Consider the following 25145-nt stretch of genomic DNA (forward strand, 5'->3'; position numbering starts at 1 on the left):
CGGGTCAGTGTTCGAGGTGGGGTGGTGTGAAGGCGAGCACGTCCGGAAGGGGGCCGTCGTAGGGCTCGACGTCGACGAGCGCACTGTGGGCGCTCGGCCCCTGGGACAGGCGGGAGCACCCTCGGTCGGCCGTGAGGGTGTTCGGATTGCCGTGGTGGTCCAAGGTGCCGCTCCGGCCTGGCCGGGCCGGGTCCCACCATGCTCCGGTGGACAGTTGGATGACGCCCGGCATGACGTCGTCCGACAGGACTGCGCCCGCCAGGCAGCTGCCGCGGTCGTTGTGGACGCGTACGATCATGCCGTTCTCGATGCCACGGGACGCGGCGTCCAGCGGATTGATCGTCACGGGCTCACGGCCACGGATCTTCGACCCCAGACTGTGGCCGCCGTTGTCGTACTGGCTGTGCAGGCGTGAGGCGGGCTGATTCGAGATCAAGTGCAGCGGGAACCGGTCCGACAGGTCGGCACGGAGCCACTCCACGGGTTCGAACCATGCCGGATGCCCGACGCAGTCGTCGTAGCCGAACGAGTCGATCTCCTCGGAGAAGATCTCGATCCGGCCCGACGGGGTCGTCAGGGGGAAGCGCTGGGGGTCCGCGCGGAGCGCCTCGAAGCTGCCGGGGAACGGGCCGCGCAGCGCCGGTAGCTCAGCCGTGGAGTTCCGCCAGAAGTCGTCGAAGCCCGGCAAGGCCCCGTCGTCGCCGAGGTCGGCCCTCGTCTGCTCGTAAAGGTGCCGGACCCATTCGATCTCGGAGCGTGACTGCGTGAACTCGCGCTCGTATCCGAGCCGGGAGGCCAGGGCGGTGAAGATGTGGTGGTCGGTGCGTGACTCGCCCGCCGGCTCACGGACTTTCGGCATCGCGACGAGGTGGGGGTCGGAGAATCCGGCGGCGAAGTCGTCGCGCTCCAGGCTGGTGGCGACGGGAAGGACGATATCGGCGAACTTGGCCGTGGTGTTCCACCAGGCTTCGTGCACCACCACCGTGTCAGGGGTCTGCCAGGCGCGGGTCAAGCGGTGGAGATCCTGGTGGTGGTGGAACGGATTGCCTCCGCACCAGTAGATCAGGCGGAGCTCGGGCAGGGTCAGGCGCCGGCCGTCGTAGTCGATGGTCCTGCCCGGATGCAGCAGAGTGTCGGCGATCCGTGCGACAGGGATGAAATCCGCGACAGGGTTGGAAACCCGGGGAACCGACGCCACGGGGGGCCGGCCCGGGGCGACGCCGGTCGCGTCCATCGTCGCGTAGCCCGCACCCCAGCCGCAGCCGGGCCGCCCCATCGAGCCCGCCATGGCGGCCAGTACGACCGACATCCAGATCGGCTGTTCGCCGTGGTCCGCCCGCTGGATCGCGTAGTTGACCATGATGAGCGAACGTCGCGTGGACAGGCGGCGAGCCAGTTCGGTGATCGTGTCCCGGCTGATGCCCGTGATCCTCGCTGCCCAGGCGGCATCCTTGGCAACGCCGTCGACTTCGCCGGTCAGGTAGGAGGCGAAGCGGTCGAAGCCGACGCAGCAACGGCGAAGGAAGTCCTCGTCGTGCCAGCCGTTGACCAGCATCGTGTGGGCGATGCCGAGCATCGCGGCGGTGTCGGTGTTGGGGACGACGGGCAGCCACTCGGCGTCGAGGAAGCCGGCGGTGTCACTGCGGATGGGGCTGATGTTCACGAACCGCACCCCGGCCGCACGGCACTTTCGCTGCAGGTCCTGCGTCTGGTGTCTGGCCAGTCCGCCGGGGTTGATCTGGCTGTTCTTGAGAGCCAGCCCTCCGAACGCAACCACCAGCTCACAGTTCTCGGCGATCTCGTCCCACATCGGCATCCGGGACTGGTAGCTCCACGGAGCTCCGCCGATCACATGGGGGAGGACGACCTCCAAAGCCGCGGTGCTGTACGTGTTGCGGGAGTCGGTGTATCCCCCGCCCAACGCCAGAAACCGGTGGAGTTGCGCCTGCGCGTTGTGGAACGTGCCCGCGCTCGCCCAGCCGTAGGAGCCGCCGAACACGGCGCTGTCCCCGTGCTGAGAACGCACCCGGCGCAGTTCCTCGCTCACCAGGGTGATCGCGTCGTCCCAGCTCACCTCCAAGAAGGCGTCCGAGCCCCTGGCCGTGTCGTGCGCGCGCGGCAGGCCGTTCAGCCAGCCCTTGCGCACCGCGGGGCGCAGCACGCGGGCGCTGTCGTCGGCGGCTGTCACCATTCCGGGTCCGATGGGCGACGGCGCGGGGTCGTCGCCCCTCGGCTCGATGCGTACCAGCCGACCGGAATCAACCACCGCGACGAAACTGCCCCAGTGCGTCGCGACCGACATGCGTCGTTCCACGATGCCTCAACTCCGTCTCCGAATTTTCCCGGCTCCTGGACAGCGGCCACTCATGTCGCAGGGGAACCGGGTCAGTTGACGGGCCGCAGGACACAGACTCCCCCTGCGGCCCGCTGCCGAACCCTGTAGGGGCACGAGTCTTCCCACGGCCGCGCGGATTCGGCTCTCCGCAGCCCCGCGGAGGGAAGGTACGCGCACGTCGTCGCCGCCCGTGACCACCACGTCGACCAGGGGGCCCACTTCTCCGAGCACCCGGACTTCCGGAACTCTTTTCCCGAGCACTGCGTCGTGGGCGGCGAGGGAGGCGAGTTCCATCCGGACTTCGTGCCCGCCGTCACCTCTGGCGGTGTGCACGAGGTGTTCTCCACGGAGGCGTACTCCGCCTCGAAGAGTGGTTTCGAGGGTTCGGTTCAGGACGGCACCTCGCCGGCCGGCCGGCTGCGTGCCCGCCACATCCGTGGTCTCGACGTCGTCGGCATCGCCGCCGACCACCGTGTGAAGGCCACCGCGCTCGACGGGGTACGAGCGGGCTTCGCCGTCCGGGTCCTGCTCGACCGCACCGCCGGCGTTGCCGCCGACACCACCAGCGCCGCGATCGATGAGCTGCGCCGAGCCGGTGTGGTGCTGAGCGGCAAGCCCGCCGACCAGGTCATCGCGGGGGAAGTCGTCCGTGACGAGGACTCCCCGGCCGCGGGCGGGGCGCGGGTCCCGCAGCCGGGTCGTGAAGGCCGTGTCCTGAGACGTCGGCGGAGAGCGGATCAGGCCGTGGACGAGGGCGACCGGTCGTCGTCGAGCTGACCGCGGTTCCGCCGCGGCCGTGCGGTCGCCGTTCCGGCCTCCGGGTCCTGGATCTCGCGGTTCGCGCGTCGTGGGGCCCTCTCGTATCCGTTCCGGAGCACCTGACCGTGCGGGTCGGTCACGACCCGCACGGTCAGGCCGTGGCGGCGGTGCCGGTGTGTGTGGCCGGGCCGCCCGTCGCCCACTCGGTCACGCTCGGCGGGGGACCCGTCGAGCAGGACGTACTCCGGTTCACCCTGGCGCAGGACCTCGATCGGGCCGGGTGTCCGGGAGGGCGACGACCCCCGTGGTGCGGGCGGTGCCGGCCGGCGACCGGCGCCCTCGCCGACGAGGGCCCGCCGTCGCCTCGTTCGCGGCGGCGGGTGCTACCAGATCACGATCTTCGTGATCTTGTGGATGGACCCGCCGGGGACGTTGCCGAAGTGCCACTTGTCCACGGTCATGCCGGTCGCCGGCGCGCCCAGCCTCGGGACGTACTCCAGCGTGACCTTGTTGTCCCCGGTCCAGATCCGGTCCACGCCGTAGATGGCCACGTTCTGCGCGCCCGCGTTGGCGAAGCAGAGGGAGCCGCCCGCGTTGTGGAGCGACAGGAGGCCCAGTCCGTTGCAGTCGGTGCGGTTGATGGCGAACGCCGACGAAGCCGGCAGCGTGACGGCCATGGCGCCGGCCGCCGCGACCACCGCGAGGCGTGCGATGAAACGCTTCACTGGTGCGTTGTTCCTTCCGTGGTGGTGTGGTGCCGCCGAGGGCCGCAGCGCACGGCGGCGCCGGGACGCACGCGCGTCCCGTCGACGCAACGGGGGAGAGAGCGCTCCGGTTCACCGGGGGAGCGCCTTCCTTCGGACGCGGCCGTGACCTCCCTCCCCGTCCGCAGGCCCCTCGCCCGGAGGCGCCCCCTGTCCTGGCCCGACGGCACAACGCCTTTCGACCGCCGACCGGGTCTTCCGCCGGTGTGCCGGGTCGCGTTGGATGGCCCCGAGAAGACGTGAGGGACGAAGGAGGTGCGCCGTGGGGCGCGTCACGAAGAAGCAGGGGTGGGCGGCGGCGGTCGTCACCGCCGTGGTCGTGGTGGCCGGGCTGGTGTGGTTCAAGCCCTGGGCGCTGTGGGTGGACGAGACCGTCAACGAGGCACTGCCCCCGGTGGCCACGCCGACCGGGACGCGGACGGGGTCCGCGAACCCGTCCTCCTCCCCGGGAGCCGCGCCGCCCGCCGGTCCGGCCACCGTGGCGCGGGGCTCGTTCATCAGCCACGAACACACGACGACCGGCACGGTGCGGATCGTCCGGCTCGCCGACGGCACCCACACGCTCCGGCTCGAAGGGCTCGACACGAGCAACGGCCCCGACCTGCGCGTGTGGTTGAGCGACGCGCCGGTGAAGGAGGGGAAGGCCGGCTGGGGCGTCTTCGACGACGGGAAGTACGTCAACCTCGCCGAGCTCAAGGGGAACAAGGGCGACCAGAACTATCCGCTGCCGGCGGATCTGGACCTCTCGGCGTACACGAGCGTCAGCATCTGGTGCGACCGTTTCGACGTCTCGTTCGGTGCCGCGGAGATCGTCCGCACCTGACACCGTACGAGGGGGGTGTTCGGTATGTCCCCGGCCAACGTCCTTCCACAGGGGCGGAGTTCCTGATTCCGCCTCCGGAATGATCACACCGTCACGGTGAGAAACGGCGTGGACACAGCGAGATCACGACTGGCAGGCTGCCGCGCGTCTGTTCCCTCTTGATCAGAAGGAGTACAGCGTGCGCAGAACCACCGGCCGGTCCCGTGGACCGGCCCGGGGCAGGACCCGGACCCCGGCCCTGCCCCTCGCTCTGGCTCTGCTCGCCCCCGTGGGCGTGCTGGCGGGCAGCCCCCTGTCCCCGGCGGCGGCCTCCCCGGCCGCGGAGGCCGCGGAGAGCACGAACGCCTCCGCGGCCACACCCTCCGCGACCTCCCGCGAGGAGGTGAACGCGCGGCTCACCGCCCAGGCCCAGGGCCGGCGGATCGAGGTCGTCGGCGCCCGCACCGAGAACACGACCCTGTGGGCGAACCCCGACGGCACCATGTCCGTCGAGTCCTTCGCCGGTCCCGTGCGCTACCGGGAGAACGGCCGCTGGGTCGGAGTCGACCTCACGCTCGTCAAGGACGCCGACGGCACCGTCCGCCCCAAGGCCCACCCGCGCGGCCTGCGTCTCGCCGGGCGCACCGGGGCCGCCGGAGGCGACCTCGCCACCCTGGGGAGCGGGGAGCGGGAGCTGGCCCTCGGCTGGAAGGGCGCGCTGCCCGAACCGCGGCTGAGCGGCCCGAAGGCGACGTACGAGGACGTCCTGCCGGGCACCGACCTCGTCGTCGAGGCCACCCGCACCGGTTTCGAGCAGTTCCTGGTGGTCGCCGACCGACAGGCCGCCGAGCGCGCGGCGGCCCTGACGCTGCCCGTTCGCTCCAAGGGGCTGGAGGCCCGTCAGGGCGAGGACGAGACGCTCACCCTGACCGACACCCGCACCGGTGCCACGGTCGGACGGGGCTCCACCCCGTACATGTGGGACGCCTCGGCGGGCGGCGAGAACGCTCCCGGCGCCCGCACCGCCCGCGTCGACCTGGACGTCACCGAGCGGGGACAGGGCTTCGACCTCACGGTCAGGGCGGACCGCTCCTTCCTGGCCGACAAGGCCACCCGCTACCCGGTCACCATCGACCCGGCCGTCTACTTCGGCACCGACTTCGACACCTACGTCCGCAACGGCGACACCGCCGACTTCTCCGCCACGCCCGACCTGCGGGTCGGCCGCGAGTGGCAGAAGGGCGAGGCCCGCTCCTTCGTCAACTTCCCGAGGAACCCCGCCGTCACCGGCCAGGACGTCCTCAACGCGGAGCTGAACCTCTACGCCACCTGGTCCGACGGCTGCGCACCGCGCTCCTGGGAGATATGGGACACCGGCAACGCGTCGTCCGCCACCCGCTGGAGCAGCCAGCCCGCCTGGCGCTCCAAGGTGACCTCCTCCACCCAGACGCACGGGCACACGGACTGCGGCCCGCGCTGGATATCCGAGGACATCACCCCGCTGTTGAAGCAGTGGTCCAGGACGGCCAACGCGGTCGACACCGTCGGCCTGCGGGCGACCGACGAGAACGACGTCACGGCGTTCAAGGTCTTCGCCTCCGCCCAGACCACCACCGCGCCCTCGATCCTCGTCACCTACGAGACCCCCGCCGACCCGGTCAAGGACCACGTCGTCTACTGGAATGATGTCCTGCAGGAGACCTACCGCCAGGTCGGCGGCGCCCCCGGCCCGCTCGCCCGGGCCGGTGCCATGGTGCACGGCGCGATCTACGACGCGGCCAACTCCGCCCGGTGCGCGGAAGGCCCGCTCAAGTGCCTCGGTGACGCCTACCTGGTGAAGGCCACCGCCTCCAACGGGGCGAGGCCCGACGTGAACAGCGCCATCGACCACGCCGCCTTCGACGTCCTGCGGTCGCTCTACCCGTCGCTGAACTTCGACGACGAGATCGCCGCCGCCCGCTCCACCATCCCCGTCGCCGTCACGTCCGCCCAGCGCGCCGCCGGCACCGAGGTCGGCCAGAAGGCCGCCGCCGCGATGATCGCCGCCCGCCAGAACGACGGCTCGGCCCCCGTCGCCCCGTACACCGGCTCCACCCAGCCCGGCTACTGGCGGCCGACCGGCACGGGCGACGGCGCCACCCCGCAGTGGGGCCTGGTCAAGCCCTTCGGCATGGCGAGCAGCTCCCAGTTCCGTTCCGCCGGCCCGGCCGGGCACACGCAGATGAGCACGCTGCTGCCGAGCCAGGCGTACGCCGACCAGGTCAACGACGTGAAGAGCCTGGGCGCGGCGGAGTCCACGGCCCGTACGGCCGACCAGACCAAGGCGGCCCTGTTCTGGGCCAACGACCTCGACGGCACCTACAAGCCGCCGGGCCAGCTCTTCGAGCACACCCAGATCCTGTCCCGCCAGTACGGCACCACCGTCGCCGGCAACGCCAAGCTCTTCGCCCTGACCGCCTTCGCCATGGCCGACGCGTCGATCGTCTCCTGGGACCAGAAGTACCGGACGGACGTCGACCTGTGGCGGCCGGAGAGCGCGATCCGCCTCGACGGCGACGGCAACGCGAAGACCACCGCCGACGCCAACTGGCAGCCGCTGTCCCAGGACCGCAACGGCCAGCACTTCTCGCCGCCCTTCCCGGCGTACATCTCCGGGCACGCCACCTTCGCGGGCGCGTGGTCGAAGGCGACGCAGACGTGGTTCGGCACCGACCAGGTCACCTGGACCGCCACCACCGAGGACCCCAACGCCCTCGGTGCCACCCGCACCTTCACCTCGATCTCCGCCGCGGCGACCGAGAACGCCGTCGGGCGGGTCTGGCTCGGCGTGCACTACCGGTGGGACGGGACCGACGGCGTCACCGCCGGAGGCAACGCCGCCGCGTACGGGGTGGCGAACCGGCTCAAGCCGAACACGGCCGCGAGCTGGACCGCGTACGAGACGCTGCGCAACCTCGCCGGGTGCCAGGAGGTCGGCAAGCGGCTCGTCGCCGAACACCGCTGGACCTCCTACCAGTGCACGCAGGTGCAGGCGCCCGAGCCCGACCACACGCTGTACGTGAAGTAGCGGCCGATGAGACCGACGAGACCGACGAGACCGACGAGACCGACGAGACCGACGAGGACGATGAGGACGAGGAGAGGAGACGAGGACATGCGTATGCGCACCCACCAGCCCCAGCAGCCCCGGAAGGGGGTGCGAAGGGCGGTCGTCGCCCTGGTCGCGACCTGTGCCGTCGGCGCCGTCGCGGCCCCGATCGCCCTCGCCGCGGCCTCCGCGGACCGTGCCCCGGCGGCGGCCGCCGGGGACGGCCGGCTGCTGCCGACGCCCGAGGCGCCGAGGATCTCGGACGGCTCGTACGCGGGCTTCCAGCTCTGCGGCGGTCCGGCCGGGGACCCGGTCGTCACGACCGGCACCCCGACCCTCGCGGCCACCCTGGAGTCGGTCGCCCCGCCCGGCACCGTCGAGCCGGCCCGGCCCGGCCCGCGCCGCACGGTGGCCTTCGAGGTCGACACGGCCGCCGGCGGGCCCGTGCTCCACCGGCAGCTCACCAGCGACACCAGCAACGCCGCCGCCCTCCAGCTGCCCGAGGGCACCCTCGCCGACGGCGCCTACCGCTGGCGCGTCCGCGTGAAGGACGGGGGCACGTCCTCCGCCTGGACCGCCTGGTGCTCCTTCACCGTCGAGCACGGCTGAGCGAACCGCCGAACGGCCGGTGCCCCGGAACGCCCTCCGCGTTCCGGGGCACCACCACGTCCGCGCCGCCGCGCGGGCCCCGGGCGGCGGCGGGCACCGCGGGTCCCTCACCCGTGCGCCGACAGCCCGGCCCACAGGGCACGGCCCCGGGAGGTGAGGCGCCCGTCGTGCCGCAGGGCGTCCAGGGAGCCGCGGACGCGCGCGGACAGGCCCGGATCGGGGTCCGGGGCGCCGTCGTGGCGGCACAGGAACTCCCGTTCGTTCACCGCCGCGTACGTGTCCCGCAGCAGCGCGGAGACCGGCAGACCGGCCGCGGCCGGCGACGGGCGTACGACGGCCCCCGGCTCCTCGCTCAGCGCGTACAGGTCACCGATCGCGTCGTAGCGCGTCTGGGCGGCCGCGCGGCACAGGTGCCGGGCCGTCTCCAGGGGGCCGGTCCCGGCGACGACGGCCGCGCCGCGGAACGCGGGCACCGTCTCCGGCGCGGAGGGCGACCACGCCGGGGCGAGCCGGCGCAGGGAGGCGCGGACGTCGTCCGCGGCCGGTGGCCACACCTTCTCGATCAGGGCCAGCGCCCGCGCCACCGTCTCCAGGAACTCCTCCGCGCGCTCCCCCCTCGGCGGAGGCGGCGAGAGGCGCCCCGCCGGGTGGAAGGCGGTGTACCAGGAATGCGCCGGCAGGACGCAGGGGCCGCCCCCGGGAAGGGCGGGAAGCACGGTCACGGACGGACCCGCCGTCTCTCCCGACAGGTCCGTGGAGGGTATGCGTACGCCCGCCACGTCGGCGTGCGACGCGTGCACCCCGACCGTCACCGTCCCGTCCGCCGCGTCCGGCAGCGCGATCACCCGGCCCGCCGAGGGAAGGACCAGTTCCGCCGGGGCGCCGGGGGCGGCCACCAGGACGGTGCCCGGTTCGAGCACCCCGTGCCGGACCAGTTCGGGCAGGCAGAACGACGTGAGGTGGGCGAGCAGGAGGTCCGGCGCGCGCCGGTAGCCGGCCTCGCGCTCGCGCTCCGCCTGCCGCACCCAGGACGTCACCTCGGGGCCCCGGCACCAGGCGAGCAGAACGGGGTGCGGCAGCCGCGTGAGTCCGTTCACCACGGCCTGCACCGAGCCGGCGAGCCGGGCGTCCCCGCAGGCTCCCGCCCGGTCCCGGGCCAGGATCAGCAGCCGCTTGAGGTGGCGCAGGGCGACCGGGCCGTCCAGCAGGGCGGCCGTCCCGCCCGGCAGCACCGCCTCCCCGAGGTCGATCGCGGGCGCGGCGCCGGTGAACAGCGGTCTGACCGGGGTGATGTCGACCGTCACCGGGTCGACCCGGACGGGTTCCGGCCGGACCGGGTGCGATTCGGGGCGGTGCCGGGCGACGGTGGAGCGGCGGGCCTCCCGCCACCGGGCCAGGACGCGCCCTCGTACCCCGGGGTCCGCGAGCAGGTCGAGGAGTTCGTCGAGGGACCGCTCGTCGGGAGCGTCCGGCAGGGGGGAGGGGTGCCACCACGGGCGGAGCCCGGACAGCTCCTCGTGGAGCACCGGCCAGAGCTCGGTGAGCGGGGTGACCAGGTTGCAGGTCATGGTGAGGGAGAGGGAACGGCCGGTGGAGGTGCCCCAGTGCGGGTGGAAGAGCGGGATGTACAGGAGGTCGCCCGCCTCGACCACGAACTCCTCGTAGTCGTCGGTGAGGTAGAACCGGCCCGAGACCGCCGGGTCCTCCAGGACGCGCCGCCGCCGGTCCGCCTCCGGTACGGCGGTGGGGGAGCCGACGCGCCAGACCTTGCTGCCGTCCTGCTGGAGGGTGAAGTTGTCGTCGTAGTCGAAGTGGCAGCCGATGCTGCCGGGGGCGTGGGTGCGCGACACGTCGAAGGTGACCCGCGGCCATCCCAGCGCCCGCTGGAGTTCCCCGGCGCGCCGGGCCAGTTCGGGGCTCACCGCGTCGGCGCCCTTGACGAACTCGATGCGTCCCGGGTCGCGGGCGAGCCGGTCGGGCGTCCGCTCGCGGACCCGCGCGACGATCGCGTCCGCCTCCTCGTAGGACAGCGTCCGCTTCAGGAGGTCGTGCGCGCCGCCCTTGACGAACAGCGGCTTCCGGCGCCAGTACTCGCTCAGGAACCGTTCGTAGGTCAGGCCCCTCACGAACTCCGTCATGGTGTCCCTCCGTCCGGATACAGCAGCAGGTCGTCGAAGAGCAGGTACGGGGCTTCCAGGGAGACGGAGACCTCCTGGCCCTTCTTCTCGCAGCGGTGGTACGGGTCGTGCATCACCACCCGGTCGCCGACACCGCGCAGCCTCCTCATGAGCTGCACCTTGTGGGCGCGCAGCACCAGGTCGCGGTACACCTCGTCGGTGATCCGGCCGTCGCGGATCCGCCGGGCCCAGGCCGGTTTGAGCAGGGCGTACTCCCGTACGGAGCCGCCCTCGCGCGGGGCGCCGAGCAGGAAGCCGTCCGCGACCGACGCGACGAGGTCCCCGGCGCGGTGCTCGCCCGGTCCCACGCTCAGCACGCCCATCCGGGGGAGCGCCCCGGCGGCGGCGGGGGCGCGGCGGCCGTGACCGTTGCTGCCGGCCGGGCCGGGGTGGGAGCGGCTGGTCAGCAGCCCGCTCCAGCGGCCGTCCTCGACGAGCCGGACGGGGGCCGCCGCCACGCCCTCGTCGTCGCGGTCGTAGGACCCGCAGTGCCCGGACCGGGTCGGGTCGTCGGTCACCGTCAGCGGGACCCGGGTCCAGCGGTCCCCGAGGCCGATGCCCAACCGGTGCCCGTAGGCGGCGTGGTTGTCGGCCTCGCTGGTGTGCCCGACGCATTCGTGCACGGCGATGGCGGCCATCAGCGGCGTCATCACCACGGGCGCGGCCGTCCGGGCGGGCAGGGGGCGGGCGGTCCGGTGGGCGTCCAGGTCGGTGCGGAGCGAGTCCAGCCCCTCCGACAGCAGCGCCGTCCGCAGGCCGGCCGCGTCCGGCGAGCGGACGCCCCACCGGACGAGGCCCCCGCCGTCGTGCGTCACCAGGACGGCCCACCCCGTGGCGTCCGTCTCCACGACGACCCGCATCCCGGGCAACCGGTGGCACAGCGCGGTCAGTTCGGCGGTCAGCGAGCGGGCCGTCGCCGCCGCGCTCATTCGGCCTTGCCCCCTCCGGCGGGGAGGGGGGCCCCTTCGGCGGCGTCGGGCGGAAGCGGCCCGGCACCGGTACCGGCGCCGGCACCGCCGAGGGTCGCCACGTCCCGTACGGCCAGCGGCAGCAGGGTGGTGACGAAGACGACGGCACCGGCCGCCGCCATCGCGGTGGCGGCCTGGTCGGCGCCCACCACCAGCAGACCGGCCAGCATCTGTCCGGCCGGCATCCCGACGAAGGAGGCGAAGAAGTCGAGGGCGAAGACGCGACCCAGGAGCGCGCGGGGGACGTGCCGCTGGATGGCGGTCGTCTTGAGCACGTCGAAGAACTGCACGCCCGCGCCGCCGAGCACGAACAGCGTGACCAGCACGGGCAGGGAGGAGGTCACCGCGAAGGCGAGGCAGGCCACGCCGAACAGGCTGATCGCGGCCAGCGCCCACAGTCCCGGCCGCCGGAAGAGCTTCTGCGTCAGACCCGCGAGGGCCGCGCCACCGATGCCGCCGAGGGCGAACGCGGACAGGACGAACCCGTACCCGGCCGGGCCGCCGAGACGGTCGTCGGCGATCAGCGGGACCAGGACGAACCAGGGGCCGACGGCGAGCAGCACGTGGACGACGGCCATCACCTCCAGCGCCATCAGCCACCGCATCCGCACCACCACGCGGATGCCGGCGACGGCCTCGGCGAGCATCGACTCCTTCTCGCGGGCGGCGGGCCGGCGCCGTTCGCCGAGCTGCCGTCCGACCATCAGCAGGGTGAGCGAGGAGACGGCGAAGGTCGCCGCGTCGACCCACAGGGCGCTGCGCGGGCCGACCGCCGCCACCAGCAGGCCGGCTCCGGCCGGGCCCGCGACCTGGCCGATGTTCTTCAGCATGTTCGTGGCGGCGTTGGCCTGTTCCAGCGTCTGTTCCGGCACGAGGGACGGCACGAGGGAGTCGTGGGCCGGCTGGAAGATCGACTCGCCGGCGCCCATCAGGAAGGTGATGAGGGCCAGGGCCCACAGCGGGGCGCCGTTCCCCAGCGTGATGAGCAGCAGGACGGCGGCGAGCCGGACCACGTCGCTGGACATCATCAGGCGGAGCTTGTCCATCCGGTCGGCGAGCACGCCGCCCACCAGGATGAGCAGCGCGAGCGCGCCGAAGCGGGAGCCGAAGACGACACCGAGCGAGAAGGCGGACCCGTCCCTGCCCAGCGCCAGGGCGACGACGGCCATGGGGAACAGCTGGTCGCCGATGATGCTGATCAGCTGGCCGGACCACAGCCAGCGGTAACCAGCGTGCGAGAAGGGCCCACGCCCCACGTTTCCCCCTTGTGAAGAACATTTTCGGCCGATGTGCTCAGGGCATTCGCCCACGCGATCGTGCCGGCCGAGCTTACGGGCCGGTGCGCGTGTCTGTCACGACGTCCCGCCTTTTCGGCGCCGCCGTCCGGCCGCATTCGGGAGTGTCGCGGCGCAAGGGCACAACGGGAATTGTTGAATCCTGATCGAGTTGCGGAGAGTCATCATTGACAGCCCCCGGTAATCCTCTCTAACGTCTTCGTGTCAGGAGCCCGGCGTCGGGCTCCACGGGGACATCGCGGACACCGCGATGCCGGACCACGGGGGCTTTCTTGTGATTCCTGCCGTTCGCGCCGGACACTGAGCACGGCACTCTTTCCTGATTCTCCGCGCTTCTCCTCGCTTCTTTCTGTCTCTTTCCGCTTTTTCCGGCGGCGCCGTACGCATACGGCCGGAGCCGTTCCCATTCCACTTCTCAGCGAGATCCGCCAGACCGCGGCATGCCCGGGAGCGAAAAGCCCCGCGGCGGCGGCAGTCCTGTGGCGCCCTGTGCCTCCTCGGGTTTTCCCGGTTTTTCTTTCCGCCGGAGTTCCGTCGAGGAGTAAGGAAAATCCGTTGTGGGGCCAGGCGTGTCCGTACGCCGTCCCTCGCCTGTCGAGAAAGGAATCGCCATGAACGAAGAGCAGATCCAGAAGGACGTGAACGAGGACCTGCTGACCGAACTGGACGGTCTGGAGGTCGTCGAGGCCGCCGAACTCCAGGACGGCGCGGCGTTCCACGCCTTCCGCTTCGCGGTCTGACGCACGGCCGTGGCCGGCGGGCGGCTCCCCGACGGGGGACCGTCCCGCCGGCCCCGGCGCCCGAACCGAACCCCGCCGGCCCGACGAGGAGGAACGGTGCTCCACCGGACACCTCAGGCAGCGGTGCACCTGGTCTTCCCCGGGGTGACCGAGGCGCGCCTGTTCCCCTATCTCAGCCTCCCCATGCTCGTCTCCTACCTGCGCCGGCACGGGGTCGCGGCGGCCCAGAGCGACCTCAACATCGCGCTGACGCACCGGCTGCTGGAACCCGGAACGCTGAGGGAACGGCTGCGGCTGGACGGACTGGACGAGTTCGACCGGACCCTCCTGTCCTTCGCGGAACAGCGGCACGACCTGCTGCACCGGACCGTCGTCCGCAAGGAGAGCACGTCGCTGCCCTGGGACGTGGGATTCCGGCTGGTCAACAACGTCCTCGACATCATGCTGCGGGACAGCGCGCTGACCCGGACCGCGACCAGCCTGCCCGAGGTCCTCCGCCTCGCCGAGCGGGAGGCACCGCCCGAGGACCTCGCCGCCCACCACCACGACGCCCTGGCCCTCGCCGCGCTCACCGACCGTCCGGCCCGCGTCGTCGGCCTCTCCGTGGCGTACTTCAGCCAACTCGCGCCCGCCTTCCGCGTGGCGCGGCTGGTGAAACGGCACGCCCCCGGGACCCTCGTCGTCCTCGGCGGCCAGCAGTTGATGATGCGCGGCGCGGAACTGGCCGCCCGCCCCGAGACGTTCCGGCACGTCGACGCCCTCGTCACCACCCAGGGCGAAGCGGTGCTGCGCGGGCTCGCCGGGGCCGTCGACGCGGGCCGGCCCCTCGACGACGTGCCGGGCCTGATCACCGCGCGGGGCGTGACCGCGCCCGCGCCGGAGCACCACCTCGCGGACAACCCGCCGCCCGACTTCGACGGCCTGCCCTTCTCCTCGTACCTCAGCCCCGCACCCCAGCTCCCCCTCATCTCCTGCGTGGGCTGTTACTGGGGCCGGTGCACGTTCTGCTCCTACGGCAACCGCACCCGCGGCCGCTACCAGCAGCTCACCCAGGAACAGCTCGCCGACCACGTGGAGCACGGCCTGCGCGGCACGGACGCGCGCTTCGTGGCGTTCGTCGACGAGAACTGCAACCTGCGGCTCGTCCTCGGCGCCGCCGAACTGGTGCGTGCCCGCGGCCACGCCTTCACCTGGTCGACCCGCAACCGGCTGGAGCCCCTGCTCGCCGACCGGGCCTTCGTCCGGCGCATGTACGACGCGGGCTGCCGGCTGATGAGCGTCGGCTACGAGACCAACTCCCAGCGGCTGCTCGACCTCGTCGACAAGGGCGTGCGGGCCGACCTGTACCAGCGGATCGTCGAGGTGCTCGACGAGGTGGGCATCGTGCTGCGGCTCAGCGTCATGGGCGGGCTGCCCGGCGAGACGGCGGAGGAGGCCGGGGAGAGCCGGGAGTTCCTCGTGCGCAACGCGTCCCGGCTCGGCATCGACGCCGCCCAGATGATGATCGCCGAACCGACCTCCCTGCTCGTCTCCGAGCCCCGCCACCGCACCGGCCTCACCCTGGCCGACGACGACGCGCTCCAGTCCAACGACGGCTTCAGCTACCTGGCCGGACGGCACGGCAGGACCCTCACCTACGAGGGCGCCACCCGCGAGGAACGGGCCGACTGGCTCCGCGAGACCGTCCGCACGGTGCTCCCCGGCAAGAACGACGAGAAGCACCCGCGGTGGAAGAAGGCCGGCGGCGCCGTGCCCACGGACGAACTGGTCCTGCACCCCTGGATCGTGCCGCTGGAGGGACGCCTGATCGACCTGCGCTGGCGCATGCGGTACGGCATCGGACCCGGACACGTCACCCTCCGCGCGTCCGGCGCCGTGAGCCGCCTGACGGCCCGTACCGAACTCGGCCGCACACTGCTCGGCCTGCTGAAGGAGGCGGATGTCGGTGACCACAGCTGAACCCCTGCCCCGCCCCGCCCGCGCGGGCCGCCCCGCGCGCCGGGGCCTGGGCGCCGGGATGGACCTGCCCTGGGGCGCCCCGATCGGCTTCGACCCCGACGACCCGGGCCCCAACGAACGCGTCCGCAACTTCCTCGCCCGCCACGGCACCGACTACGCCTACTACGCCTTCGCCTTCCAGCCCCGCGGACCGGTGCCGCTGCTCGCCGCGCACTACCTGGAGCCCTACCGGCGCCTGATGGCCGCGCTCCCCGCCGGCACCCCGGTCGCCCTGCACCAGACCATGCTCAACCTGGGCGCCGCGGAACCCTACGACCGCGCCCGCGTCTACGAGTTCACCAACGAGACGCACCGGCACTTCGACTGGCAGTGGGTCGTCGAGGACCTCGGCATGTGGTCCCTGGGCGGCATCCCCATGCCCTACCCGCTGCCGCCCTACCTGGTGGAGGAGAACGTCGCCCCCGTGGCCGGCGCCATCCGCGAGGCGATGCGGGAACTCGACCCGGTGCTGCGGGTGGAGTTCCCGGGCTTCACCGACGGCGTCACCGTGGTGGTGGGCGACATGGACGCCTACGACTTCTTCCGCCGGGTCGCCGAACGCAGCGGCGTCGACGTCACCCTGGACGTCGGACACCTGATCAGCTGGCGGTGGTGGCGGGGCGAACGGGGCGCCGGACTCTACGCCGACCTGGACCGGCTGCCGCTGGACCAGTGCACCGAACTCCACCTGTCCGGCTCGGCGTTCAGCCGCGACCGCTTCCTCGACCTCCACCACGGAGTCCTGCTGGACGAACAGCTGGTCCTCGCGGAACGGCTCATGGAGCTGTGCCCCCGGCTGGAGGCGGTCACCTACGAGGACCCCAACTACGACAGGGACGGCCGGCTGGTGCCCAGGAGCCTGCCCAACCTCGAACGCCTCCGGAAGGCGGTGGGCCGGTGGCAGGCGGCGAACTGACCGAACTCAACCGCGCGTTCAAGCACCGCCTCACCTATCCGGGCCCCCGCCGCACCGGCGGGACGGACGGTGTCGCCGCCGTGGACCCGGACGCCCCGGCCGCCCTGCGCGCGGTGGACACCGAACAGCTCGCCAGGGTCGCGCACGAACTCACCCAGGGCATCTCCCAGGGCGCCATCGGCGGAGTGCCCCTGCGCGAGCACTTCGCGGGCAGCCTGCGCGCGCTGTACCCCGACCGGCACAACGCGGGACAGCGCGCGGTGGCGGAGTTCCTGCGCGGACCCCACTGCCACGACGTCGACATGCTCGGGCTGTGCCGGGGCCGTTCGGTGACCGAGGCGTTCGGGGAGTTCCTGCTCGACCGGGCCGGGGACGACGTGCCCACCGCGCTCCTGGTCGAACGGGAACTGCTGGCCGCCCTGGTCAAGACGCTGGCCCGGCACCCCGAACCGGGCTACCTGATCCGCCACCCGCACCTGCGCCGCACCGGAGAGGACGCCTGGGTCGCCTGGACCGACGGCACCCGGCCACTGCGCGACGCCGGCCGCGAGCCCGGGACCCCGGCCGTCTTCGTCGCCCGGGGCGGCCGGTACTTCGCGGGCGGACTGAGCGCCCCCCTGGTCGCCGCCCTGCTGTGGAGCGCCGAGCCCCGGCCGGGCTGGCTGCGCGCCTGGACCGCCGGTGAACGCGCCGCGGCCGTCGACCGTGCCCGCGAGGCGCTCCGGAGGAAGGGACTGATCCCGTGATCGCGCTGCACGAGGAACACGGCGAAGTCGTCGCGAGCTGGACGCGGCTGGGCTACCGCGCCGAGTCGGTCGTCTGCTTCGACCGGCACCTCGACCTCAAGCCGCTCACCCGCGCGGCGGCCGCCCGGCTGACCCGCCCCGGCGGCGACCGGACCGTCGAGGACGAGAACCGCAAGCTGCCCATCAGGGAGGTGGAGGGCAGCTACGGGCTGGACGACTTCTACGCCGCCGGAGCCACCCTCGGCCTGGTGTCCGGACTGACCTGGGTCCGGGCCACGCGGGAGGCGGACTCGCCGGCCGCCCGGCGCAGACTGCTCGCCGCGATCAGCGTGATCGCCGCGGAGCCCGACGTGCTCGACACCACCCGATTCGACGGCCGCGGCGCGCTGTACACCCGCGTCTGCGGCCTCGACCTGGCGATCCACACCCCGGACACCTTCGGCGCCACGCCCCAGGACCCGACCGCCCGGGTCGACCTCGACCTGGACTGGTTCGCCGACGTGCGCACCGGACAGGACCACCGGCCGGACGAACTCCTCGGCCTCCTGGACCGGCACGGCCTCCGCGGCAACGTCGACTCCATGACGTACTCGGTGCGCAGCGGCTTCCTGCCCGAGTCCCGGCGCGACCTCGCCCCGCTGCTCGCCGGCGAACTGGCGCGCGGACTGCGGCAGCGCGAGCGCGACGCCCTCCCCCTGCCGCAGGCCACCTTCACCGCCCTGCGCGGGGCGGCGGACCCCGTACCGCCGGAGCGGTACGAGTCCGAGCTGGCCCCGCTCGGTCCGGTCGGCACCGCCCTGCTGGGCCTGCTGCACCTGCACACCGCGGGCGACGCCGACCGGGCCGCCCGGTGCTGGCACGAGGCGGCCCGCGCGGGCTGCCGCTCCTCCTGGCTGGCGTACGGCATCGGCCTGTCCCACTACGGGAAGCGGGCCTTCACGGAGGCGGGGGAATGGTTCCGCCGCGCCACCGGGGAGCGCACGGACACCATCGAGGTGAAGTCCGCGTTCCTCGCGGCGCTGTGCACCCTGCGGACCGGCGCGTACGAGGAGGCGCACCGGGCCCTCCTCGACTTCGCCCGGCACTATCCGCTGCACGCCGACGCGGCCCGGCTCGCGGCCGGGCTCGGCGACCGCCTGGGGATCGGGCGGCAGCCGTGGCTGACGCGGCGGATCGACGCGCACGAACAGCTGATCGGGAACGGAGCGGCAGCATGAACCCCACCCCACCGCGACGGCCGGAACCGCTGGCCGTCCTCGACGAGGAGTTCTTCGGCACCCACTGGCGGCGCGCACCCGTCGTCCTGCGGGGCGCGGCGGGCGACTTCCTCCCCCGGGCACCGGGACGCGAGGAGGTCAGGGCCCTGGCCGACGCCACCACCGGGGTGCGGACGGACGGCCGCTCCATCTGGTTCCTCGAAGCGCTGCGCGGGGGACTGCCCGGCGTGGCCGGACTGTGCGGGGCGGCCCGGGAGAAGTTCGACTGGGACGACCTGTGGTGCGACGTGTTCCTCACCGAGGGCGGCTCCTCGATCGGCTCGCACATCGACAACAGCGACAACTTCACCGTCCAGCTCGAAGGCGGCAAGCGCTGGCGGCTGGCCCCGCCCACCACGCTGGACGCCGAGCAGCGGCGGCTGCGCATGCTCGGCGAACCCGGCGTCGGCGGTGCCCCGATGACCGGGGACGCGCGGGAGTTCACCCTCCACCCGGGGGACGTGCTGTACATCCCGCTGCTGTGGCGGCACTGGGGCGTCTCGGACGGCGACAGCCTCAGCGTCAGCCTGGTGGTGAACGCCAGGACCGTCTGGCAGGCCCTCCACCGCACCCTCGGCGCCGAACTGCGGCACGAGGAGACCTGGCAGCGGCCCCTGCCGGTCGGACCCGGAACCGGCGGGGAGAGAAGGGCCCGGCTCGCCGAGGCCGTCACGGGCCTCGCCCGCGGCGGCGCGCTGGAACGGACCAGGAGAAAGGCGGAAGGCGAAGTGGCGACGCGGACGACGCGAGGACCGGTCGACAGGCTCGACATCGACATGGCGGCGGTGAAGGCGTTCGTCGCCGCGGCACCCGCCCCTCCGGCGGACGGCTTCGTCCTGCCGGGCGGAACCCCGGACGCGGTCGCCCCGCTCAACGCGCTGCTCGCCCGGAAGAACCTGCGCGACCTGCTGAAACTGGTGCTCCACCGGTTCGCCCGGACCACCGGGGAGGCGGAACGCGAGCTGTACCGGGCGGTGGTGACGACCCTCACCGCCACCCCCGCCACCGCCCTGGAGCGCCTGCTCACCGGTCCCGACGTCACGTCGTGGATCGCCGTGGCCAAGCAGGAGCCGGGTGACCTGCCCGTCGCCCGGCAGGAGGACCCGCTCGCCCACTGGCTCGCCTTCTTCCTGCTGCCCGAACTGGCGGCGTCCGGGGGCACGGTGCCCGTCCCGGAGATCCGCCTCCCCGCCGACCGCGACGGGGGCCTGGCCGTGCCCCGCCTCGGCCGTGCGGTCGGCGCGCGGTCGGCGGCCGGCACCTGGTGGCTGAGCGTCGCGGCGGACGGCACCGTCCTCGCCCGTGACGGCGCCACCACCGTCCCCCTCTTCGAGGACGGGCCGGACACGAGGGTGCTGGACCGCGTCCTCGACGGCCCGTGGATCGTGCCCGGTCCCTCGCGGTGGCTGGACCGGCACCTGCCGCCGACCGAGGTGCTGCCCTCGGCGGAACCGGCCGACGTGGCGCGCTTCCGGGACGAGTTCACCGAGGCCGCGGAGCTGCTGCGCGCGGTGTGGCCCGAGGCGTGGGACGAGACCCGGGCGTGCGTCGAGCGCCTGCTGCCGATGCCGTGGGCCGGGCTGAGGCCGCACAACTACAGCATCCACGCCTTCCGCGGCCAGATCGTCAGCAGCCCCCGTCCGGCCCTGATGGCGGCACAGACCCTGGTCCACGAGACGGGGCACAACCGGATGAGCACCCTCATCGACCTGATGCCGCTGTGCGTCAACCCCGACGACCGCGCCATCAGCCCCGTCGTCGACGCCGACCGGCCGCTGACCGCCGTCTTCCACGGCTGCTACTCCTTCGCCCGGGAGATCCACCTGACCGCCCTGCTGATCGACAAGGGCGTCCCCGAGGTGCCCACCACCGACATCCGCGGCTACCTCGCACGGCGCACCGGGATCGTGCGCGCCGCCTGGGCCCTGCTGCGCGAACGGGCGCGGCCGGAGCCGGTGGGCGCGGCGATCCTCGCGGAGGTGGAGGGGATCCTGGACCGGCTGTCCTGACGCGCGGGGCGGGGCCGGGCGGTACGACCCGGCCCCCGGCGGCCCGCCCCGGCCGTCACCGGGTGCCGGGGTGCTCGGTGAGGGCCCGCGCCGCCGCGCCCGCGCACCGCGGCACCGGCCTCCGGCCGTTCCCGCGCCGAGACCGTCCGTGGGCCGGGAGGGCCATTCGTGGCATGCTCGTCCCATGAAGGGTAGCCGCGTCGAGCCGGACATGCCTGAGCCGGGAGACCGCGGCTCCGGGGGACTGACCGCGCTCTCCACCACGGCCGGCGACGGCTCCGTCTTCTCCTCGGACCGCTACGTGGCCCGTCGGCGGACGTCCGGCCCGGCCCCCGTCCCCGCCCTGTCGGCGCCCGCGGTCCAGGAACTGCTCGACGGCCTTCCGGGCTCGGCGATCTACCTCCTGCCGCTGTACGGCGAGGACGGCGGGGTCGAGGACTTCCGGATCGCCGCGGCCTCGCCCGAGGCGCTGGACGTCGGGGGCCGCACCGGGGCGGAGCTGGTGGGCCTCAGCGTCCTGGAGACCTACCCGACGGTGTGCGGCACCTCCCTGTGGGACGGGTACCTCGAAGCGCTGGAGGACGGCGTCCGCTACGAGGGGGAGCCGTTCGAGTACCAGGAGGTCCTCGCCGGCATCCCCCGCCTCTCCCGGTTCGCCGTCCGCGCGGCGCCCTGCCAGGGAGGACTGCTCGTCTCCTGGGTGCGCCTCGACGGCGGGGAGCGCGAACGGCGCCGCCTGGAGGTCATGCAGCGCCTGGGGAACATGGGCTGGGCGCACTGGGACCTCGTCCGGAACACCATCGTCTGGTCGGAACAGGTCTACGACATCTTCGCCCGCGACCCCTCCCTCGGCCCGATGCCCCTGGAGGAGCTGCCCCGGCACGTCCCGGACGAGGACCTGCCCGCCCTGGGCGCCACGGTGCGGCGCCTCCTCGGCGCGGGACTGCCCGTCGACCACACCTTCCGCGTCACCACGCCCGACGGGGAGATGCGGCACCTCCGGATCGTCGCGGAGGCCGAGGCGGACGCCCACGGTTCGCCGGTCGAGGTCCACGGCTTCTTCCAGGACCTCACCGCCGTGGAGCGGGCCAAGGAAGAGCTGGTGGAACGCGAGCGGACCGCCCTGGCCCAGCAGGAGATGCTGGCGGCCGAACGCGCCCTGGCCGCCCGGCTCCAGCACGCCCTGCTGCCCCTTCCCCAGCAGTCGCTGCGCCTGGCCGGACTCACCGTCGACGTCGCCTACCGGCCCCTCCAGCAGGGACTCAACGTCGGGGGCGACTGGTACAGCGCCATCGAACTGCCCGACGGCAGCGCCCTGCTCGTCGTCGGCGACGTCGCGGGCCACGGACTCGACGCCGTGGCGACGATGGCCCAGCTGCGCTTCACGGCCAAGGGCATGGCCATCACGGGGACCCCGCTCTCCACCATCCTCGCCCGGCTCAACACCCTCCTGTGGCACAGCGCGGACCGCGCCTTCAGCACGGCCACGATGATCATGGCCCGCTACGAGCCCGAAGAGGGAATCCTCACCTGGGTGCGGGCCGGGCACCTGCCGCCCCTGCTCCTGCGCCGGGGGCAGACCCGGTACCTCCCCTCGCCCCGGGGCATCCTCCTGGGCGCCACGACCGCCCCGCGCTACGAGGCGTCCACCATCCGGCTGCTGCCCGGCGACCACCTGCTGTTCTTCACCGACGGCCTGGTCGAGACCCCCGGGGAACTCCTCGACGAGGGGCTCGACCAGCTGGCCCGCGCGGTGGCCGAGCGCTGCGACGGCGAGCGCCCCCTGGAGGGGGTCCTGGACGCCCTCGTCCCGGCCACCCGCCGCGACGACATCTGCGTCCTGCACATCTGCGTCTGAGATCCGGCCCTCCCGGGAGCGCTACGGGCCGCTCCCGGGAGCGTGGCGGCCGCTCCGGGAACCCCGCCCCTCAGCCGGCGCACCGCCCGGCCCTCGATCCCGCGTACGCGGCGACGCGCAGGGAGCGGAGCCGGTCGACGGGGCGGAAACCGGGCAGGAAGTTCTCGTACGGGTCGAACGCGTACGGGCCCGGGGCGGTCTCCTCGTGGAGGAGGAAGAGCCGGGCCAGGGGCCACCACCCGGCGTCCGTACCGAACCCGAGCCGGAACGCGAGGGGACGCGAACCCACGGCGGCGCGGCGTCCGGGCTTCCCGGCGGGCCCCGGCAGCGGGAACGCGGCCACCACGCCCAGCCCCCCGCCGACGACGTAGGACAGGAGCGTGCTGTACGGGCCCGAGGTCACCGACGTGCGCGGGACCGGCAGGTGCCGGGCCAGCCGGCCGCTGCCGCTGCTGGTGAGGAGCAGCTCCAGGGGGCGGCCCGGCCCGCCCGCGTCCTCCACCCGCAGCGCGAGCCCGAGCCCGTCGGGCAGCGGACTCGGCAGCCCGGCGCCCCGGGACCACCGCGCCGTCACCCGGTAGGACCCCGGCTCGTCCAGCCACGGCACGCCCCAGTGGAACCGGTGGTCGGGCACGACGAGGCTCCCGGCGAGCATCACCCCCCGGGGGTGGAGGGCCGGCCGCGCGCCCCGGCGGCGGGCGACGGCCCGCGCCGCGCGGAAGGCGGCGCGGTCGAGGCGGCCGGGGGCGTTCACCGGGAAGCCCCGTGCCGTCGGGGGCGCGCGCGGCGGCCGGGGACGCGCGGTACGGCGCTCCGGCGCCCGGCGGCGGTCGGGAGCGCCGGGCCCGGGGCGCCGTGGACGGGTGCGGTGCGCGCCGGGGTGCCGTGGACCGCTGTGTCCCGGGCCGCCGGGCCGTGGGTCGCTGTGCGGTGCTCCGTGCTCATGCCCGCCGCCTACCCCGGACCGCGCGGATCGATTCGCCCCCCGCCCCCGCCCCGCGGCCGTACGCGTGGGGGACCGAGGGCCGGGCGGCGGCAGACCGGAGCGCGCCCCGCCCCGCGGCCGTACGCGTGGGGGAGCCTCCGCGTGGGCAGAGGGGAGGAGGAAACCGACCGCCCCCACCGAAGGCCAGGTGCCGCATGACGACCGACCGGCCGACACCCCCGGGGGAGACGCCGCCGGGGAGCGCCGCCGGACCGGACGGCGGTCCCGCGCCCGCCGGCCCCCTGGTCCACTACGCCAACCTCGTCTCCGACCTCGCCGTGGACCTGGACGAGCGGGACGCCCTCCGGAGCTGGGCGGAGCAGGCGCCCCGGGAGGCGTGGCTGCTGCGTCCGGGTGACGTCCTGGTCTCCCCGGTGCCGGTCGGGGAGCCGTTCCTGGAGTACGTCTGCGGCCTGACCGGTGTTCCCCGGGCATCGGTGACGGTGCTCGTCCTGCCCGGGGGGTTCCTGTCCGCGGACGGGACTGCCCCGGACCGCGCGGCCGTCGAGGCGGTGCGCGCGACCCGTGCCGGCCGTCCCGCGGCCGCCGTCCTCCCCACCGCGCTGGACCCGGCGGCGATCGCCCTGGCGGACGCCCTGGAAACCTCCGTGGCCCCGTACCCCTCCGTGGAAGCGGCCGGGGCCGCGCTGGGGGTGACCCGGCTGCTCAACACGAAGGCCGGCTTCCGGGACGCGGCCCGCGCGCTGGGCATGCGGCTGCCGGACGGCCGCGTCCGCCGCCGCGCGGGAGTGGCGGACGCCGTCCGGGACCTGCTCGCCTCGCACGGACGGGTCGTGGTCAAGCCCGACCGGTCGGCCGGGGGCCACGGCCTGTTCTTCCTCCCGGCGCCGGACCCGTGGAGCGCGGACGACCTGCCCCCGGTGGGCGGGGCGGAGGGGCTGTGGGTCGTGGAGGAACGGATCGACGTGGCGCGGTCGGTGAGCATCCAGTTGGAGACGGGGCCCGGTGGGACGAGAGCGCTGTTCAGCGGCGAGATGCGGACCGTGGACGGCTCCTTCACGGGCTACCTCTCCCCCCTGCCCGCCCCGGTGGCGCACACGGGCCCGGTGCTGGAGGCGTGGGGCCGCGCACTGGGCGGCTTCCTGGCGGAACGCGGGTACGCGGGTCCATTCGGCCTCGACGCGATGGTCTCGGCGGACGGCGAGGTCCTCGCGGGGGAGAGCAACGTCCGGCGCACCGCCACGACCACCCCCCGGGCCATGGTGGCCCGCCTCGCCGCGAGGGCCGGTTCCGGCGACCCGGCCTGGGGGACCGGCAAGCTGCGCGCCCCGGCCCCGTACTCCTTCGGCGAGGCGGTGGAACGGCTGCGCGCCGGACGGCTCGCCTACGACCCCGCGCGCGGCGAGGGGGTCGTCCTGTATGCCGGACCCCCACCGGACGGCCTGACCTGGCGTTATGCCGTGATCGCCGAGGACCCCGCCGCCGTGGCGCGGTACGAGGGGCTGCTGCGGTCCTCCTGGAGCCGCGGATCCCGTGGCGCGACGAGTCCCGCGCGGACCGCGTAGCGGGCGGGGCCGGGACGGCCGCGCGCACCCGGCTTTCCGGGCGGCGGGCACGGTGGGGCACGGCGGCCCCGGGACCGGCGGCGAGGAGGTCCGCGATCCGCCGCGGACCCCGCCCCGGCGGCCCGCCCGGCCCCTCGCCATTCCTGCGCGGACGCCCTCTGACCTGCGGAGGGATCGTTTTGCCGGGTTTCCAACCTTTTGTATCGACGCCCCTGTCCCGGGTCTCCGCGCGGATGGCACCATGACGGGGCCACGGGGTGCGGGGTGGCGCCGTTCCCCCTGTGGCCATTCCTTCCCACGCACGGGCCCGAACC

18 protein-coding genes and 1 pseudogene are annotated in these 25145 nt (G+C 73.8%); 12 read left to right on the top strand and 7 right to left on the bottom strand.

Features of this window, described 5'->3' with window-relative positions; genetic code table 11:
• Nucleotides 1–4 precede the first annotated feature (4 nt).
• Complete coding sequence (locus tag ACZ6AQ_RS07345; protein WP_468758185.1) at nt 5–2302, bottom strand: molybdopterin-dependent oxidoreductase; 2298 nt, start codon at nt 2300–2302, stop codon at nt 5–7.
• Nucleotides 2303–2566: 264 nt separating this feature from the next.
• On the opposite strand from ACZ6AQ_RS07345, the pseudogene ACZ6AQ_RS07350 reads away from it, so the two are divergent.
• Nucleotides 2567–3112 (top strand): annotated as a pseudogene (locus tag ACZ6AQ_RS07350) (isochorismatase family protein); the annotation flags it as partial.
• Between the two features lie 365 nt (nt 3113–3477).
• On the opposite strand, the gene ACZ6AQ_RS07355 reads toward ACZ6AQ_RS07350, so the two are convergent.
• A complete protein-coding gene (locus ACZ6AQ_RS07355; protein ID WP_468758186.1) occupies nt 3478–3819 on the bottom strand; it encodes a beta/gamma crystallin domain-containing protein in 342 nt (113 codons plus the stop codon).
• Between the two features lie 301 nt (nt 3820–4120).
• Here ACZ6AQ_RS07355 and ACZ6AQ_RS07360 point away from each other — a divergent pair, with 301 nt between their 5' ends.
• Nucleotides 4121–4681 (top strand): DM13 domain-containing protein, encoded by a 561-nt coding sequence (locus ACZ6AQ_RS07360; protein WP_468758188.1) that lies wholly within the window; start codon nt 4121–4123, stop codon nt 4679–4681.
• A 178-nt stretch (nt 4682–4859) separates the two neighbouring features.
• On the top strand, nt 4860–7727 hold the full coding sequence (locus ACZ6AQ_RS07365) for a DNRLRE domain-containing protein (RefSeq protein ID WP_468758189.1): 2868 nt from the start codon (nt 4860–4862) through the stop codon (nt 7725–7727).
• Here ACZ6AQ_RS07365 and ACZ6AQ_RS07370 read toward each other — a convergent pair.
• Complete coding sequence (locus tag ACZ6AQ_RS07370) at nt 7670–7816, bottom strand: hypothetical protein (RefSeq protein ID WP_468758191.1); 147 nt, start codon at nt 7814–7816, stop codon at nt 7670–7672. The genes ACZ6AQ_RS07365 and ACZ6AQ_RS07370 overlap by 58 nt on opposite strands.
• On the opposite strand from ACZ6AQ_RS07370, the gene ACZ6AQ_RS07375 reads away from it, so the two are divergent.
• Nucleotides 7815–8357, top strand: coding sequence for a hypothetical protein (locus ACZ6AQ_RS07375; protein ID WP_468758192.1), 543 nt, complete (start codon nt 7815–7817; stop codon nt 8355–8357). The genes ACZ6AQ_RS07370 and ACZ6AQ_RS07375 overlap by 2 nt on opposite strands.
• Before the next feature lie 107 nt (nt 8358–8464).
• On the opposite strand, the gene ACZ6AQ_RS07380 is transcribed toward ACZ6AQ_RS07375, so the two are convergent.
• From ACZ6AQ_RS07380 to ACZ6AQ_RS07390, 3 genes are read right to left on the bottom strand one after another with little or no spacing between them, the layout of a single operon-like run.
• A complete protein-coding gene (locus tag ACZ6AQ_RS07380) occupies nt 8465–10495 on the bottom strand; it encodes a JmjC domain-containing protein (RefSeq protein WP_468758193.1) in 2031 nt (676 codons plus the stop codon).
• Nucleotides 10492–11463, bottom strand: a complete 972-nt coding sequence (locus ACZ6AQ_RS07385; RefSeq protein ID WP_468758194.1) for a metallopeptidase TldD-related protein — start codon at nt 11461–11463, stop codon at nt 10492–10494. Before ACZ6AQ_RS07385 ends, ACZ6AQ_RS07380 begins: the two co-directional genes overlap by 4 nt.
• The gene (locus ACZ6AQ_RS07390; protein WP_468758195.1) at nt 11460–12758 is read right to left on the bottom strand and encodes an MFS transporter; all 1299 of its coding nucleotides are present in this window, start codon (nt 12756–12758) and stop codon (nt 11460–11462) included. Before ACZ6AQ_RS07390 ends, ACZ6AQ_RS07385 begins: the two co-directional genes overlap by 4 nt.
• A gap of 650 nt (nt 12759–13408) precedes the next feature.
• On the opposite strand from ACZ6AQ_RS07390, the gene ACZ6AQ_RS07395 reads away from it, so the two are divergent.
• The 7 genes from ACZ6AQ_RS07395 to ACZ6AQ_RS07425 all read left to right on the top strand — a co-directional run bounded on the left by ACZ6AQ_RS07395 (nt 13409) and on the right by ACZ6AQ_RS07425 (nt 22320).
• A complete protein-coding gene (locus ACZ6AQ_RS07395) occupies nt 13409–13537 on the top strand; it encodes a hypothetical protein (protein WP_360737009.1) in 129 nt (42 codons plus the stop codon).
• 96 nt (nt 13538–13633) lie between these two features.
• A complete protein-coding gene (locus tag ACZ6AQ_RS07400) occupies nt 13634–15496 on the top strand; it encodes a B12-binding domain-containing radical SAM protein (RefSeq protein ID WP_468758197.1) in 1863 nt (620 codons plus the stop codon).
• A complete protein-coding gene (locus tag ACZ6AQ_RS07405) occupies nt 15483–16451 on the top strand; it encodes a multinuclear nonheme iron-dependent oxidase (RefSeq protein WP_468758198.1) in 969 nt (322 codons plus the stop codon). The genes ACZ6AQ_RS07400 and ACZ6AQ_RS07405 overlap by 14 nt, the downstream gene beginning before the upstream one ends.
• Entirely contained in the window at nt 16433–17197 is a 765-nt protein-coding gene (locus ACZ6AQ_RS07410; RefSeq protein WP_468758200.1) for a hypothetical protein, read from the top strand. The genes ACZ6AQ_RS07405 and ACZ6AQ_RS07410 overlap by 19 nt, the downstream gene beginning before the upstream one ends.
• On the top strand, nt 17194–18414 hold the full coding sequence (locus ACZ6AQ_RS07415; RefSeq protein WP_468758201.1) for a tetratricopeptide repeat protein: 1221 nt from the start codon (nt 17194–17196) through the stop codon (nt 18412–18414). The genes ACZ6AQ_RS07410 and ACZ6AQ_RS07415 overlap by 4 nt, the downstream gene beginning before the upstream one ends.
• Nucleotides 18411–20462 carry an aKG-HExxH-type peptide beta-hydroxylase gene (locus tag ACZ6AQ_RS07420; protein WP_468758202.1) on the top strand — a complete coding sequence of 684 codons (2052 nt, stop codon included), beginning with the start codon at nt 18411–18413 and terminating at the stop codon, nt 20460–20462. Before ACZ6AQ_RS07415 ends, ACZ6AQ_RS07420 begins: the two co-directional genes overlap by 4 nt.
• A gap of 184 nt (nt 20463–20646) precedes the next feature.
• Nucleotides 20647–22320, top strand: a complete 1674-nt coding sequence (locus ACZ6AQ_RS07425; protein ID WP_468758204.1) for a PP2C family protein-serine/threonine phosphatase — start codon at nt 20647–20649, stop codon at nt 22318–22320.
• Between the two features lie 70 nt (nt 22321–22390).
• Here the strand turns inward: ACZ6AQ_RS07425 and ACZ6AQ_RS07430 are convergent, their stop codons facing one another.
• Nucleotides 22391–23074 (bottom strand): phosphodiesterase, encoded by a 684-nt coding sequence (locus ACZ6AQ_RS07430; protein ID WP_468758206.1) that lies wholly within the window; start codon nt 23072–23074, stop codon nt 22391–22393.
• Nucleotides 23075–23460: 386 nt separating this feature from the next.
• On the opposite strand from ACZ6AQ_RS07430, the gene ACZ6AQ_RS07435 reads away from it, so the two are divergent.
• Nucleotides 23461–24831, top strand: a complete 1371-nt coding sequence (locus tag ACZ6AQ_RS07435) for a preATP grasp domain-containing protein (protein ID WP_468758207.1) — start codon at nt 23461–23463, stop codon at nt 24829–24831.
• Nucleotides 24832–25145 lie beyond the last annotated feature (314 nt).

Source organism: Streptomyces sp. NPDC041191 (assembly GCF_055591945.1).

Bases quoted from the DNA above. Each gene is read 5' to 3' on its own strand.
- ACZ6AQ_RS07385 (WP_468758194.1), bottom strand. From the start codon at position 11,463: ATGAGCGCGGCGGCGACGGCCCGCTCGCTGACCGCCGAACTGACCGCG.
- ACZ6AQ_RS07420 (WP_468758202.1), top strand. From the start codon at position 18,411: ATGAACCCCACCCCACCGCGACGGCCGGAACCGCTGGCCGTCCTCGAC.
- ACZ6AQ_RS07395 (WP_360737009.1), top strand. From the start codon at position 13,409: ATGAACGAAGAGCAGATCCAGAAGGACGTGAACGAGGACCTGCTGACC.
- ACZ6AQ_RS07380 (WP_468758193.1), bottom strand. From the start codon at position 10,495: ATGACGGAGTTCGTGAGGGGCCTGACCTACGAACGGTTCCTGAGCGAG.
- ACZ6AQ_RS07370 (WP_468758191.1), bottom strand. From the start codon at position 7,816: ATGTCCTCGTCTCCTCTCCTCGTCCTCATCGTCCTCGTCGGTCTCGTC.
- ACZ6AQ_RS07435 (WP_468758207.1), top strand. From the start codon at position 23,461: ATGACGACCGACCGGCCGACACCCCCGGGGGAGACGCCGCCGGGGAGC.
- ACZ6AQ_RS07375 (WP_468758192.1), top strand. From the start codon at position 7,815: ATGCGTATGCGCACCCACCAGCCCCAGCAGCCCCGGAAGGGGGTGCGA.
- ACZ6AQ_RS07345 (WP_468758185.1), bottom strand. From the start codon at position 2,302: ATGTCGGTCGCGACGCACTGGGGCAGTTTCGTCGCGGTGGTTGATTCC.
- ACZ6AQ_RS07425 (WP_468758204.1), top strand. From the start codon at position 20,647: ATGAAGGGTAGCCGCGTCGAGCCGGACATGCCTGAGCCGGGAGACCGC.